This window comes from Wolbachia endosymbiont (group B) of Pilophorus perplexus, assembly GCF_964028155.1.
Classification (GTDB): domain Bacteria; phylum Pseudomonadota; class Alphaproteobacteria; order Rickettsiales; family Anaplasmataceae; genus Wolbachia.
The window spans coordinates 506,208-521,209 of record NZ_OZ034754.1 but is presented as its reverse complement, the minus strand read 5'-3'; the positions used below and the strand labels follow the sequence as shown (position 1 = coordinate 521,209).

Here is a 15,002-nt window from a genome sequence, read left to right as displayed (position 1 = left end):
CTATTTTTACTCATAATTATCTTGCCTGAACGAACTTAAATTCAAGTAGTTAATCATAGAAACAAAAAAAAGAAGATAACCAATATCTTCTTTTACTCTAATTAAAAAGACATTGAATTGTAATTGTCTATTTCATCTGATATAAGCGATAATTTTATGCTCTCAAAACGGAGATTACTTGCAATATCTGTTAACTGTTCACTAAGTGTTACTTTTTCTGGTGAATGGTGTTCAGGAGCTTTAATATTTCTATTACAGTCAGCCTTACACCAAGATCTATTAATTTTTGTCAATAAATCATTACCCTCGTATTTATTTTCACACTGTCTGTGGCACAAATTAAGTAAATCAACACCATGCAATGTCAATGAAGCAGAATCTTGTGTAAATTTTACCATAATATAATCCTTAATCTTATTATATCTATATTAACATATAAATGTGAATATTATACTAATATAGTTACTTTTTATGGCAAGTGGTTTTTGGTTATTTTCTAAACTTTCTTTATAAAAACCATAGGCGCCTATTGGTTTTTAGCTAAAGTAAAGATCAAGTATCTGGAATTCTGGACATAAAATCCTCCTGTGTAAAAAAGATTAGAAAAAAAGTGCGGCGCACATACGACAGAGATTAAGTATGTGTGTGCACCTACGTACGCTGAAGAAGATACGCCACATTTTTTAATGAATTTAATGAAAAAAGTCTGCAGATAAAGATAAATTTTGAGCTCTTAAAATATCTTTTACTATGATTATAGTCAGATTTAAAATATGCGCAAGCAATTTTTTTCTGTAAAAGTTTAACAAAAGAATTCAAAAGTTTGTGAACAACCTCTAAGTGTATGGTCCCAGAGTGTGATGGTATATAGACTATCTGGATCATTTAAAGTGTCAGATCAAGTCCCATTTAAGCAATAAAAAGACCAGATCAGGACAAAAACGCTACCATTTTCAGCCCTTATTCAGGTGGCTCAATTTCCCGTAACTTATATAAGTTACCGTAATCTTTCAAAACCTCAAACAGACTTTCTCTAATGCAAAACAGTATAACTAGTGAGCAATAAGCTACACTCCTTTTAGCTGTAAGCTTTGCATGATAATATACTTACTTTAATTTTTCTTCTTTAAATAATACGTGTCTTCTGACCACTGGGTCATACTTCCTAAACTCGAGCTTCTTGGGAAGGTTCTTAGGATTACGTTTTTTTACACAAAAATAGCCTGTTAGTTTCTCTTCTCCAGTTTTTGTTGTTTTAGTTGCAGTGCTAACTAGCTTGACAAGCAAAGAAGCATTTTTTTTCGCCATAATTGTTAGTGACATAATAAACTCTATGCAAGTTTATTACGCAAAACACTGAAAGTCAACCCAATAATGCAGATCGCAAAATTCTTGACAATCAATAATATATTAAGTAGTATAAGAACATTTCAGAATGAAAAGTAGACGGTAAATAAGTGGTGAGTGATGGCAAAAGGTTATTGTTGATAGAAAGTACTACCTGTTCTAACGAGGTAAGGGTTGCCCTACTAGTTAATGGTAGGGTTGTAGAGTTTGAACAAGAATTCAAGGAAAAAAAACAATTAAGAGGTAATATATACGTTGCTTATGTAAAGCGTATAGAGCCTGCTTTGCAGGCCGTGTTCATTGAGTATGGAAAAAATAAGCAAGGTTTTTTGTCTTTTTCTGAGATATCTCTAAATTATTTTAATATTCCAGAAAAAGAGAAGGAAATTTTCCCTGATGAAGACTATTCGAGCGGTGTGGACTGTTCAAATGATAATTGCACAGAAGAAGGCCTAGATTCTACAGCTAGTAATGAATCCAGCAGTGGTTTTGTGAGGGAGGTACCTTTACATAGAAAATATAAGTTACAAGATGTGATTTCAGTAAATCAAAAGTTATTGGTTCAATTAACTAAAGAAGAACGAGGAAATAAAGGAGCTTCATTTACAACATACGTAACTTTGGTCGGTAGATACTGTGTTTTCATGCCCAATTCCATAAGTAGGGGTGGAGTATCTCGCAGAATTGAAGATACCAACGTTAGAAAACAGTTAAAGGATATATTAAATTCAATAAATTTACCAAAAGGCTCAGGTTTAATAGTAAGAACTGTTGGTGCAGGAAAAAGTAAGAAAGAAATTGAGCAAGATTACAATAATTTGACCTTATTATGGCAAAATATCCAGCAAAACTTCTCTTCTTTAAATGTTCCATCATTAATTTACAACGAAGCAGATGTAGTTATGAGATCTGTACGTGACTTTTGTAGTAATGATACAGAAATTATAGTATCTGATAGAGAAGTTTGTGAAGCGGTAAGAAAATACACTAAAAATGTGTTACAAGGAAAATTGCGTCCTAGATTATATAGAGGTTCTGTTCCAATCTTTACTTACTATCGAGTCGAAGATCAAATTTCTGAATTATATAGCAATAGAGTAGAATTGCCATCTGGTGGGTCTTTGGTGATAACCTTAACTGAGGCATTTGTTTCAATAGACGTAAATTCAGGGAAAATGACAGGAGAAGATAACATAGAAGAAACAGCTTATAGAACTAATATGGAGGCATTATCTGAAATATCAAGGCAAGCGAATCTCAGGGGCTTATCAGGGTTAATAGTTGTTGATTTTATTGACATGTTGAAACTTGAGTATTGCAAAAATGTTGAATTTGCTATCAAGCAGGCGTTTAAAGATGATAAAGCTAAAGTTCAATTTAGCTTTATCAATGACTTTGGTTTAATGGTCTTTTCAAGACAAAGAATTAAACCAAATATACAGGAAATTAATACTACAGAGTGCTTACGCTGTAAAGGTATTGGAAGAGTGAAATCAAACGAAGTGGTTGTTGCATCGATACTAAGGGATTTGCAACATATTGCTAATAAAAATCAAAATAAGTCCTTTGATTTAATAGCACGCAGTGCAGTTATAGCGCACATTTTTAATAATAAGCGTGATATGGTTTCTACAATCGAAAAAGAGTTCAATATTACATTAAATGTTAGTATTGATAATAGTTTAGATGCAGATACATTTATTTTAAAGCAAGGAGACCATATTAATTTTAATGATTATAAGCCATTGCAGAATTCTGGATGTCAAATTGTGAATAGCAGGGATAAAGAAGCTGGTAAACTACCGGGCAACTTTTGGTTAACTAAATGGCTTTCGCGCCTTTTGGGCTCTAACAACTAAACGGGACTTGTAATTAACGAGTTTTATACTTATATATTTTACATCAGATAATATTTAAAAGGGAGTATTCATTATGGGAAGAGCAATAGGTATAGATCTTGGAACAACAAATTCTTGTGTTGCAATAATGCAAGGCAAGGATACAAAAGTAATTGAGAATAAAGAAGGAGCAAGAACTACTCCATCTATAGTTGCATTTACTTCATCTGGAGAAAGGTTGATTGGCGCTCCAGCAAAAAGGCAAGCAACTACCAATGCAAATAATACTTTTTTTGCAACTAAGAGATTGATAGGTCGCCAATATAGCGATCCTGAAATGAAGAATCTAGGTGTACCGTATAAGGTATTTGCAGCAAAAAATGGTGATGCATGGGTTAAAACAACTGATGGTAAAGAATACTCTCCTAGTCAAATTGGTGCATTTATACTACAAAACCTGAAAGAAGCAGCTGAGGCTTATCTTGGGGAAGAAGTAAAGGATGCTGTGATAACAGTGCCGGCGTACTTCAATGATTCTCAACGTCAAGCAACAAAAGATGCAGGAAAAATTGCTGGATTAAATGTCCTCAGAATAATTAACGAACCAACTGCTGCAGCACTTGCTTATGGTCTTGATAAAAAGCACGGACACACAATAGTAGTGTATGATCTTGGTGGTGGTACATTTGATGTTTCAGTTCTTGAAATAGGTGACGGAGTTTTTGAAGTAAAGGCTACAAATGGTGATACTCACCTTGGAGGGGAAGACTTCGATAATGCAGTAGTAAATTATTTACTGGGTGAATTCAAGAAAAGTAATGGCATTGATTTGAAAAACGATCCAATGGCTATGCAAAGAATCAAAGAAGCTGCAGAAAAAGCAAAGGTAGAATTGTCAAGTGCAATGGAAACAGAAGTAAATCTACCGTTTGTTACAGCTGATGCAAGTGGCCCAAAACACTTAAATATGAAGCTAACAAGAGCAAAGCTTGAAAGTTTAGTGAATGATTTAATTGAAAGGACTATAATTCCTTGCAAAAAAGCTCTTGAAGATGCTGGTTTGTCTGCTAGTCAAATTGGTGAAGTAGTTCTTGTTGGTGGCATGACTCGTATGCCAAAAGTCATAGAGAAAGTTAAAGAATTCTTTGGCAAAGATCCACACAGAGGGGTTAACCCTGATGAAGTTGTAGCAATTGGAGCTGCAATACAGGCGGGAATCATTCAAGGTGATGTAAGAGATGTATTACTACTTGACGTAACTCCACTTTCTCTTGGTATTGAAACTCTAGGTGGAGTATTCACTCCACTTATTGAACGTAATACTACTATTCCCACAAAAAAATCTCAGGTGTTTTCAACTGCAGAAGATAACCAAACAGCCGTTACAATTAAGGTACATCAAGGTGAAAGAAAATTGGCGATTGATAATAAACTGCTTGGTCAGTTTAGTTTAGAAGGAATACCACCTGCTCCTCGCGGGGTTCCTCAAATTGAGGTGACATTTGATATAGATGCAAATGGAATAGCGCATGTTTCTGCAAAGGATAAAGCTACTGGAAAAGAGCAAAAAATACGTATTCAGTCTTCAGGTGGTTTATCGGAGGATGAAATAAATCGGATGGTGAGAGAAGCTGAGGAAAAAGCACAAGAAGATGAAAAGCGTAAGAAATTTATTGAAGTGAAGAATCAAGCGGATAGTTTAGTTCATTCTACAGAAAAATCTTTGACAGAATATGGTGATAAAATTTCTCCAGAAGATAAATCTGCTATTGAGAATGCAGTTAATGAATTAAAGGAAGTTAGTAAGTCTGATAATATTGATGATGCTGATTCAATACAACAGAAGGTTACTAATCTTTCTCAACTTTCTATGAAGCTTGGAGAAGCTATGTATAAGGAATCTCAACAACAACAAGGTGGAGAAAGCTCATCCACAACAAATAATGAGGAAGAAAAAGTAGTAGATTCTGATTATCAAGACATGGATAATAAAGAAGAGAATAAGTAATTCGATTGTCATCCCAGTGCCCAGATACTGTGGGATGACAAGAGGAGCGTATTGTTGCTTAAAGGAACTATTGTGGATATTATTAAGACAATAGAAGAAAAATTACGCGATTCAATAGGTGTAATTGATATTAATATTATCGATGAATCAGCAAAGCATGTAGATCATTATTTTGTTTCTTCTTCGACACTACCTTCACATATCAAATTAGTATTAATATCTAACGACTTTTCTGGAATGAGCTCTTTAAAGAGGCATAAATTGATCTATGAATTATTAAAGAGTGAAATAGAGCGATTACATGCGATTTCTCTTCACTTGTATACGCAAAGCGAATACAATCTAAAAAATAAATAGTAGAAACGTGAGAGAAGAGTCTTTATTAGTTAAAGCAGGAAGAAAATTTAATGATTATAAAGGATCGATGAACCCACCAGTTTATCATTCTTCTACCATATTATTTCCTACTTACAAGGATTACTTAAGTGCAGCGAATGGGGAGAGTATATATGATGTGATCAATGATGGTGTTGCAAGGGATTACAGCTATAGTAATGTTGGTACGCCTACTGTTCATTATTTTTCAAATGCACTGGCTGAAATTGAGGGTAGGGGACAAGCACTCATCTACCCTTCTGGATTATTTGCACTTACTTTTGCTATTTTGACTTTCACTACAGCAGGTTCGCATGTTCTGATACAAGATAATAGTTATTATAGGCTAAAGAGATTTGCCGAAAATGAACTACCAAAAAGAGGAGTAGAAGTAACTTTTTATGATCCGACACAGGATATAACTGATTTAGTTCAGAGTAACACTTCACTCATCATGATTGAGACGCCTGGTTCTATAACGTTTGAGATTTCGAATGTAGAGCATATAGTAAAAGTTGCTAAAGAACGTGGAATTGTAACCGTTTGTGACAATTCATGGGCCACTCCTTTGTTGTTTAAGCCGCTTGATTATGGAATTGATATTGCACTATATGCGGTGACAAAGTATCTAGCCGGTCACTCAGATTTAGTGATGGGAGCTATGGTTGCTGAAGGTAAAATTTTTAAATTGCTTTATGAGAGCTATAAAAATTATGGAGTCACCATTCAATCGCATGACTGTTACCTTGCACACAGGGGACTTAGAACACTGCAAACACGCATGAGGAAGCATCAAAGTACAGCAATGCAAGTAGCAAAGTGGCTGGAAAAACATCCAAAAATCAAAAAAGTCTTATACCCCGCACTTTTTTCCTATTCTCAGCATGATTTATGGAAAAGTTATTTCAAAGGGGCAAGTAGCGTATTTAGTATAGTACTCGATAGAGAATATTCATGTGAGGAACTAAGCTGCATGGTTGATCACATGAAAATTTTTGGCATCGGTGCTTCTTGGGGAGGATGTGACAGTTTGATATTACCAATAGAACATAGATCTATGTCAAGATCTGTAATGAATTCAGATTATGGTGGAAGTTTTGTGCGAATATTTTGCGGACTAGAAGATCCTGAAGATTTGATTTTTGACTTGAATACTGCATTAATAAGACTGCCATGTTCAAGTGTTAAAGATGATTGTGAGACTGAAAGAGCTACTGCATAACATTGTAAATGCTGACTTTGATATTGAAATCAAAGGCGTCACATGTAATCCTAAGAGAGTTAAAGAAGGTTACCTTTTTGTTTGTGTGTCAGAAAGGAGTAAAGAACACGTAACATGTCTTCCTAATGGATGTGTACACAACTGTGTAGACGTTGTAATACAAGGGGCCAAGAAAGATGTCATCCCAGTGCTCAGACACTGGGATCCAGAAAATTTAATTGTAAACAAGCATACTAGACAATTGTATAATGAAAACTGGATTCCAGTGTCCGCTACTCGAATGACAAGTACTCCAAGTTTTGCAGTGCTTTACCACTCGGACCCTCAAGGAATATACAGTGAAATAGTCAGCAGGTTTTATCAATTCAAACAACCTAAATATGTTGCTGCTGTAACTGGTACGAATGGTAAAACTTCAGTGGTGGAATTTTGTCGCCAGATTTGGCAAGATAATGTAGCGTCTATAGGAACACTGGGAACATGTGTCAATAATAATAGAAAAGATAATAGCCTTACAACGCCAAGTGCAGATGATCTTTATTCCACATTGCGTGACATAAATAATAAGAACGTAGAACACTTAGCATTAGAAGCTTCAAGCCATGGAATCGATCAATACAGAATCCATGGACTCAGGCTCAATGCTGCAGCTTTTACTAATTTCTCTCAAGATCATTTGGACTATCACAAAAGTATCGATGAGTATTTTGAGGCCAAGAAAAGGTTGTTTGATGAGGTATTGCCAAAAGAAAAAACAGCGATTTTAAATGCAGATATAGGCGAATATGGAGAGTTGCTCAACATAGCTGAAAAGCGTGGCAACAAAGTTATAACCTATGGAAAAAAAAACTCTGACATTACTTTATTAAAGCAGATACCCACTGCCAATGGTCAATACCTGACAATTCAAATCGGTGATGAAATTTATAACGCATTTTTTCCGATTTTTGGGCAATTTCAAGCATATAATTTGTTGTGTGCAATCGGTATAGTTATTTCATCTGGTATGGACTATCAAAGAATGTGTATAGATAAACTCGCTTCTCCATCTGGAAGAATGGAAAAAGTGAACACTTTTGCATTTGTCGATTACGCTCATACTCCAAGTGCACTCAAACAAGCTCTGTTGTCTTTAAAATGGCACTTCAATAAAAAGATAGTTCTAGTGTTCGGTTGTGGCGGGAATCGTGATCAAACAAAACGTGCAGAGATGGGTAAAATAGCACAAATGCTTGCAGGTAAAGTTATAGTCACAGATGACAATCCGCGCGATGAAGATCCGGGGAAAATTCGTCACGATATTTTGTTACATTGCCCTGATGCACTGGAGATAGGAGATAGAAAAAAAGCTATAGAGAAAGGTATAAATATAGCACATGATGAAAATATGATTCTGCTAGTTGCAGGAAAAGGACATGAAAGATTCCAAATAATAGAAGGCCAATCCCTTGAATTTAGTGATGTTGAAGTTATTAGAGAGGGCCAAAAATTTGCTACTGCTGTTTTGCTCTCTCCTTCATCCAACGCCTGAATGGCTTTTTTCCTTAAGTCATAACTGTACGCTGCTGGCATTTTTACCTTCTTGTTACACTAAATCACTATCTTATCTTGTTCCTACTATTATGAGAAGAGCTATACAAGGATATGAAAGTGGAGATTGTGGTTACAAGATTAGTGAGAGAATATAGAAAAATTTAGGATGAAATATTGCGTGATATAGTTCATTTAGTGATAAAGGCTCTTACAGGTATAGTAGCGCTTCATAAGTAAGAATATTTTTACAAAGAATTTAATAATCACAATTTAGGCAATGATGAAAGTTCTTTAAGAAAAAAGTTTAATACTATCAAGAAAAGTTTGCATAGGCATAGCAATATAATACATAATAATCAAAATATTCCAAATTCTGTCAATTTATTTGCACAGTCAATCACTTGAGAATTCGGAAATTGATTTTTAAACCAAGTGTACTGGCGTTTTGCATAATGCCTTGTGTTTGTTTGAGCAATCTGTATTGCTTCGTCTAAAGTAATCTCCCCTTTTAAGTATCTTATAATTTCTGGTACTCCATGTGCTTTCATAGCTGGCAAATGTGGAGATGGGTTCATGCTAAGTAGGTTTTTTACTTCATCAATTGCTCCATTTTCAACCATTTCAATAAAACGAGAATTTATTTTTCGGTATATATCTTCACGTTTAGGTAGAATTGTATATACCTTAAAATTATTGAACAAAGGAGGCTGTCTATTTTCTTGCCATACAAAGATTGTCTTGCCAGTTTCAGTGATAACTTCAAGTGCTCTTGAGAGGCGATGTGAGTCATTAATAAATATTTTACCTTGAATCCTTGGATCTTTGCTTAGCACTAATTTGTAGAATTCCTCTTTACTTAAATTTTTCCTAAGTTCATTTACGTTTTCTCTCACTTCCTGGCTTATTTGTGGAATCGATGATAATCCCTTGATTAAGCTGCTAATGTAAAGCCCACTTCCTCCAGTGATGATGGGTATTCGTGAATTTTTCAGCGCGTTGTTAACTTCCCTCTTTAAATCCTCTAGCCATAAACCTACGGAATAATTTTCTCTTGCTGAAACATAACCGTATAGCCTATAAAATTCTTTCTGCTTTGGTGGTTGAGCAGTAATTACGGGAATCTCTTTGTATAACTGCTTTGAGTCACAGTTTATTATGCTAATGTTTTTATACTTTTTTATCAAGTTATCGCATAATTCTGATTTACCTGAGGCTGTAATTCCTGTAATAATTACTATATTATCTTTCATTTATATTAATTTAACTAACCTATGATAGGGTGTAGTAAAAATTTGGATTCTACAATCTAAAATTTGGAGACTTTTATGGCAGAAAATGATAACGATAACTCGTTTACTAAGCGTTTTACAAATAGGACTTCTAATGAGACAAGAGGAGGTTTTTCCAGTAAGTATTCATCTCAAAATACCAAAGAACATGCACTAGGAGCAAAAGGAAAAATTTCTGAATTGGCAAACAAAAAAGCTGAAGCCAAGGAAGCTTTTTCTGAAAGTGGCGGCATAAAGAGTAAAAGCAGAACTATCAATGAAAGATCCTTTGCTGATGCAACAAGAAGAAGTAGATCAGATCTCATATATCTAGTTCGTGGTAAAGATCGAGGAAGATCAGCTTGGCACTATGTATTAGTTGATAAAGATAAAAGAGAAATGTTTCTGGCAAAAAGTAGAACTGGCTCTATAGATGTTGCAGATTATGGAGAGATTTTATATTCAGGATGGGGAGATGATCCACCACAGACGATAGTCGATAAAATCAATGAGGAGTTCGGATTGTAGTAAATCTGTTGTAAAAACGAGCAGTTGCTAATAAAATTTACTGTAAGTATACAACAGTAGCCATTTCGGTATCTTAATTGCTACCATATAGCGAGATAACTGTAAACCCAGAGCTATTGTAGACATAAGTTTTAGCTATATGGTATTTGAAGTAATAAATGCAATAAAAAATAATTTGTTAGCATGCTTTCCAACAGAGACAGTATATGCTCTTGCTTGTAATGCGCTAGGTAAAGAATCTATAGAAAAAATATACCGGATAAAGAAGCGTTCTCAAAACAAGCCACTCTCTATATTTGTTAGTGATGTTGATAGTTTGACAAATATAGCAAAGGTAAAAGAAGAATATATCAATTTAATAAACTACTTTTCTCCTGGACCAATGACCTATATTTTACCACTTCAAGATAACAGTATATTACCAAATGAGTTCTTTAAAGATAGTATAGGCATAAGAATTCCTGATCATCCTATTGCGATTTCAATATTAAATGAACTGAAAACTCCAGTAGTTGCAACTAGTATTAACATTTCAGGAGAAAAAAGTATATGCAAAGCAAGAGATATACCTCAGTCTATTAAGCAACACTTATCTGCAGTAATTGAAGATGATGAATTAGTTTCTGGTATAGAATCTACTATTATTGACTTAACTGGAGACAAGATTAAGGTTTTAAGAAAAGGTAAAATTTCATTACAAACAATAAATAACGAATTTTCAAACTAAGATCTATAGGAGAAAGAATGAAAAAGGTGATAGGCCACAACCAAGCAAAAAAAAAGATAATGAACAACTTGTCTGTTCAATCTTGGCTGATCTGTGGTAAAAAAGGCATAGGAAAAGCAACACTTGCACAATCCTTTTCTAATTGGTTTCTTATCAAAAATTACGATGAAGTAGCATTAGACTTACACATTGTTGAAGGTGATACAATAGGAGTGGAAAAGGTGAGAGAAATGAAAAATTTTCTGTACCTAAGCCCCATTCAATCAGAATATAAGATAGCTATAATAGATAGCTTGGAGGCAATGACTAGCAATGCTAAAAATGCAATATTAAAGATATTAGAGGAGCCGCCACAAAATTCTAAAATACTTATAATTAGCCATAAACCATATGATATACAAACCACCATCCGGTGTAGGTGCTTTCAGCTGAATTTACTTCCGTTAACTTACGATGAAACAAAGCAGGTTGTTTCATCTCAGTGTAAATTTGACGATAAAATATTTAGTGAGATCATTACTTTGTTTCCTGGAACTCCGGGAGTAATAATAAATGCAATAAACAGTGGTGCTTATGAGTCACATAAGCATTTTTATACATTTTTCCGTAATCTAAATAATTCTGATATAGTTAATAAAATAATTAATAGTGAAATTGAGCTAGAACTAGCATCACATATCATTCAAACCTCCATTTTAGAAAGTATAAAGAAAGAAGTAAATAATGTTGAAATTTTGCTAAGTCAATGGAAAGAAATAGATGAACTTTTCGTTGCTGCAAAGCAATTTCGCTTAGATAAAAAGCATGTTTTAGCTAATGTAGTTAACATCATGACACAAAAATATAATACTTTTAACATAAATTCATGATAAAATCCTGATAATTTAATACTTAAAGTATATAGTTTGACTGATAATAAATTAACTTTATGGCAATCAATAGAAGTTTTAACAAAAACCATATTGAACATGCAGAAAGAATTGAGTTTACTCAAGAATACAGCTTTAGACCAAGGCGTCACTTTAGAAAAAGGGAAGGAGCTGTCAAGTGGTATCTATGAAGCAAATTTTAAGCTCAATAAGGCAATCAATATAGCTACTTTGCCAAAAATTGGCCATCGCATGCTCAGTGGCGAGTTAGTCATACTTAATCATATTACGAAAGAAGAAGTAAAGATTCCTAGAGATTTTCATTATCTTAAAGTTATTAAACTCAATCATGATGACTATAAACTAACGTTTTGTAATTTTTTAGGTAATGAGTTTTTTGAATATAAAAAGTATGATCCACAATATTCTGATCTTTCAGATGAATATAAATTCGTGGATTTTGGTAGTGTAAAAAAGACTAATAATCTAAAATTTAAGGAGTATGTTGGTCATGCACCTAAATTTTTTGCTGTAGAAGGTCTTATTGAGCCTGGATCTGAAAACCATGTAATTGATCTATTTGAGCTAGTCAGAGACGGTAAAGGCAGAAAAGTGGGAACCCTTGCTGATGAATTTGGTTATTTTGATGATCAAAATAAATTACACTACTATAATTATCACAAAAGTGCAGAAAGTAATACTTATGATCCTGAAAGCTTCAGTGTAAAAATGATAAATTTAGATGTGAAGAAAATTGATAAATTTCATCTTATTGCAGAACAAGGTGATATAATCATTCATACTATTTTGGAAAATTTAGACATATTTTAAAGTTTTTTTAGAGTTATTATAATTAGGTTATGGAAGTTGAATCAGTAAAAAACAAAAGTTATTTCAGGAAAGCAGTAGAATGGTATTGCCACAGATACCTGTTCTGCGTTGTAGAAAGATCTTGGATGGCGTTAATAACGTTACTTCTCTTAGTATGTTTATTTTTATCATTACTAAACATATACCTATTACTTCCTGTTAAAAAAGATTTAAATTTTGTGAAGTACACGAACCACACAGAAGATGAGTTTTCTACAATACATAAACTTAGTTTTAGTGAAAAAGAAGATGAATACACTTCCATAGCAAGGTACTTGGTAAGTCAATACGTCGAAGCATACGAGTCCTCTCAGATCGTTGAATCAAAGTATCAAGAAAATTTTATAAAAAACAATTCTATATATAAAATCTATCAAGACTTTCAGGAAAAAGTAAACAATGAAGCTGTTTCATCCACAAAAAAAATTACCAACATAAACGTAACAACACTATCTATTGACCGATCGATCAAGGACTTAGTTAAATTTGCTGGAAATGCCACTGTACTTTTTGCAGCTGAGCAAAATAAGAAAATGAAAGACTATGCTGTGGAGGTTAGCTTTACTTTATCAAACATGAAAGCAACTCTAACTGGTATAATACCATTTAAATTTATTGTTAACGGCTATAAATACAGCTGATTACATTTAAAAAATTACTTGGTAGCTAAAAAAATAACTAAAGTGCATACAGCAGTAACAACTGGAGGTAAAATTAGAAGCATTGGTGTCTTTTTAATAAAATAATTTCTAGAAGGTTTTAAGAAAAAGGCATTGTAAATTATCGGTAAGAAGTATAGAGCGTTGAGTATAGTACTGACAATTAACACCAGAGCTACAAATACAGAAAGTGTTACATTACTAGAGTTAAAAACAGCTTGAAAAATGAAAAATTTGCTCCAAAAAGTCGGAGCAGGTGGTACCCCTATCATGGACAATGCACCTATAGTAAATGCTATCATACTAATTGGCATACTACGTCCTATACCGTGAATTCTATCTATGTATTTCTCACCTGTTTTCGTTATTATTGCTCCAGCAGTGAAAAATAAAGTGATTTTTGCAAATGCGTGGCAAACTAATTGAAAAATTGCAATCCTCATGCTAAATTCACTAAAAATTGAAGCGAACAATATAATATATGACAACTGAGAGATAGTAGAATAAGCAAGCAATTTCTTTAATTCCTTTTGCTTTAATGCAATTAACGATGCAGTAATAATAGTAAATCCAGCAGCGTACGGAAGCCATCCTCCAGCAAACCAACTTTGCTGTGCAAAACGTTGCATATTATCGATGCCAAAAGTGTATAATATAACTTTGATGATGATGAACACTCCTGATTTCACAACAGCAACAGCATGTAGTAGTGCGCTTACAGGAGTTGGTGCAACCATTGCTTTTGGCAACCAAAAATGCATTGGCATTAATGCAGCTTTTCCTATTCCATAAATCAGCATAGCAAAACACACTGCAATAAAAGTTATGAACGAAGTATCAAACTTGAATATTCCACCTCTTACAAAGTCTAAAGTATGGAATTCATTATATAAGAGACCTATTGCAGGAAAAAATAACACTAAAGAAGAGAAAAATAGTAAACCAAAGTAATAGCGTCCTGCAATTACTGATTCATTTGTTGAGTTGTGAGTAATCAGAGGGTATGTACTAATAGTTAGAAGCTCGTAAAAGACAAATGTAGTGAGCAAATCTCCAGAAAAAGCAATAAACATTGCACAGCTAATCGCTATTGAAAAAAAGCATAGAAAACTCGAGTAGTTACTATCAGCATAGTTATTTCGCATATAACATATTGCATATATACTGGTTAGTACCCACAAAAATGATATTAATAAACTGAATATTGCTCCACTAGACTCTAACTTTAAACTAATATGCAAATTATTACCAAAGTCCATGAGAATAAATTGAGAATGATCACCATACACCAAATATAAAGTGCATAGAGATGTATACGCAAATAGAAGCATAGAAGAAACAACAGTAATGCTATTGTTCACTCTGGGCCATTTACTAGTAAAAGAAATAGCTAATGCACTTAAAAGTGGGATCAACGCAGTAATTAACAAATAATTCTCAGTAATAAAAAGTGGCAAGGAAAGAGATATTAAAACAAAATCCATTAAGTAATTCATCTTTCTGTTTAGGTAAAGCTAAAATTATATTCAAGTTATAGAGAATTTGCTATTTTTTAGTTGTATATCGGAAGTGTTAAATAAACCATACGCATCAAGTTAAGAAAAAGTGGCGTAAGGAAGAAAGGAAATAAGAAAAAACTATTTTATATATTAAGTAATAAGGTTAGTAATTTATAGATCTTTCTAAAAAATCATCTTATCCTAGATAAGAATTTCCTAAAAAAATAAATGTAACAAATAAAATGCCAATCTTAAATAT

14 protein-coding genes are annotated in these 15,002 nt (G+C 33.5%); 10 read left to right on the top strand and 4 right to left on the bottom strand.

What is annotated here, in order from left to right; translation table 11 throughout:
• Positions 1-101 precede the first annotated feature (101 nt).
• Together ABWU28_RS02770 and rpmG are read right to left on the bottom strand one after the other, a co-directional pair.
• Complete coding sequence (locus tag ABWU28_RS02770; protein ID WP_007302708.1) at positions 102-398, bottom strand: hypothetical protein; 297 nt, start codon at positions 396-398, stop codon at positions 102-104.
• A gap of 709 nt (positions 399-1,107) precedes the next feature.
• A complete protein-coding gene (rpmG, locus tag ABWU28_RS02765; protein ID WP_012481745.1) occupies positions 1,108-1,308 on the bottom strand; it encodes a 50S ribosomal protein L33 in 201 nt (66 codons plus the stop codon).
• Positions 1,309-1,457: 149 nt separating this feature from the next.
• Between rpmG and ABWU28_RS02760 the strand changes: the two genes are divergently transcribed.
• From ABWU28_RS02760 to ABWU28_RS02740, 5 genes are all read left to right on the top strand, one after another.
• Positions 1,458-3,206 carry an Rne/Rng family ribonuclease gene (locus ABWU28_RS02760; protein ID WP_052264748.1) on the top strand — a complete coding sequence of 583 codons (1,749 nt, stop codon included), beginning with the start codon at positions 1,458-1,460 and terminating at the stop codon, positions 3,204-3,206.
• A gap of 73 nt (positions 3,207-3,279) precedes the next feature.
• Complete coding sequence (dnaK, locus tag ABWU28_RS02755) at positions 3,280-5,193, top strand: molecular chaperone DnaK (RefSeq protein ID WP_052264747.1); 1,914 nt, start codon at positions 3,280-3,282, stop codon at positions 5,191-5,193.
• Positions 5,194-5,265: 72 nt separating this feature from the next.
• Entirely contained in the window at positions 5,266-5,550 is a 285-nt protein-coding gene (locus tag ABWU28_RS02750) for a BolA family protein (RefSeq protein WP_012481743.1), read from the top strand.
• A 7-nt stretch (positions 5,551-5,557) separates the two neighbouring features.
• Positions 5,558-6,790, top strand: coding sequence for a cystathionine beta-lyase (metC, locus tag ABWU28_RS02745; RefSeq protein ID WP_264376785.1), 1,233 nt, complete (start codon positions 5,558-5,560; stop codon positions 6,788-6,790).
• Positions 6,759-8,321, top strand: a complete 1,563-nt coding sequence (locus ABWU28_RS02740; RefSeq protein ID WP_007302714.1) for a Mur ligase family protein — start codon at positions 6,759-6,761, stop codon at positions 8,319-8,321. The genes metC and ABWU28_RS02740 overlap by 32 nt, the downstream gene beginning before the upstream one ends.
• 358 nt (positions 8,322-8,679) lie before the next feature.
• On the opposite strand, the gene miaA is transcribed toward ABWU28_RS02740, so the two are convergent.
• Positions 8,680-9,573: a tRNA (adenosine(37)-N6)-dimethylallyltransferase MiaA gene (gene miaA / locus ABWU28_RS02735; RefSeq protein ID WP_214303411.1), complete on the bottom strand. Its 894-nt coding sequence runs from the start codon at positions 9,571-9,573 to the stop codon at positions 8,680-8,682.
• A 75-nt stretch (positions 9,574-9,648) separates the two neighbouring features.
• On the opposite strand from miaA, the gene ABWU28_RS02730 reads away from it, so the two are divergent.
• The 5 genes from ABWU28_RS02730 (at position 9,649) to ABWU28_RS02710 (ending at position 13,226) form a co-directional block, all read left to right on the top strand.
• Positions 9,649-10,119, top strand: coding sequence for a hypothetical protein (locus tag ABWU28_RS02730; RefSeq protein WP_019236353.1), 471 nt, complete (start codon positions 9,649-9,651; stop codon positions 10,117-10,119).
• Between the two features lie 139 nt (positions 10,120-10,258).
• Positions 10,259-10,846: an L-threonylcarbamoyladenylate synthase gene (locus tag ABWU28_RS02725; protein ID WP_007302717.1), complete on the top strand. Its 588-nt coding sequence runs from the start codon at positions 10,259-10,261 to the stop codon at positions 10,844-10,846.
• 17 nt (positions 10,847-10,863) lie between these two features.
• Positions 10,864-11,715, top strand: coding sequence for a DNA polymerase III subunit delta' (locus ABWU28_RS02720; RefSeq protein ID WP_214303400.1), 852 nt, complete (start codon positions 10,864-10,866; stop codon positions 11,713-11,715).
• Positions 11,716-11,751: 36 nt separating this feature from the next.
• Positions 11,752-12,546: a hypothetical protein gene (locus ABWU28_RS02715; protein ID WP_264376799.1), complete on the top strand. Its 795-nt coding sequence runs from the start codon at positions 11,752-11,754 to the stop codon at positions 12,544-12,546.
• Between the two features lie 29 nt (positions 12,547-12,575).
• Positions 12,576-13,226: a VirB8/TrbF family protein gene (locus ABWU28_RS02710; protein ID WP_254229674.1), complete on the top strand. Its 651-nt coding sequence runs from the start codon at positions 12,576-12,578 to the stop codon at positions 13,224-13,226.
• A gap of 14 nt (positions 13,227-13,240) precedes the next feature.
• Here ABWU28_RS02710 and ABWU28_RS02705 read toward each other — a convergent pair whose 3' ends face one another.
• Positions 13,241-14,740, bottom strand: a complete 1,500-nt coding sequence (locus ABWU28_RS02705; RefSeq protein ID WP_372436128.1) for a proton-conducting transporter membrane subunit — start codon at positions 14,738-14,740, stop codon at positions 13,241-13,243.
• Positions 14,741-15,002 lie beyond the last annotated feature (262 nt).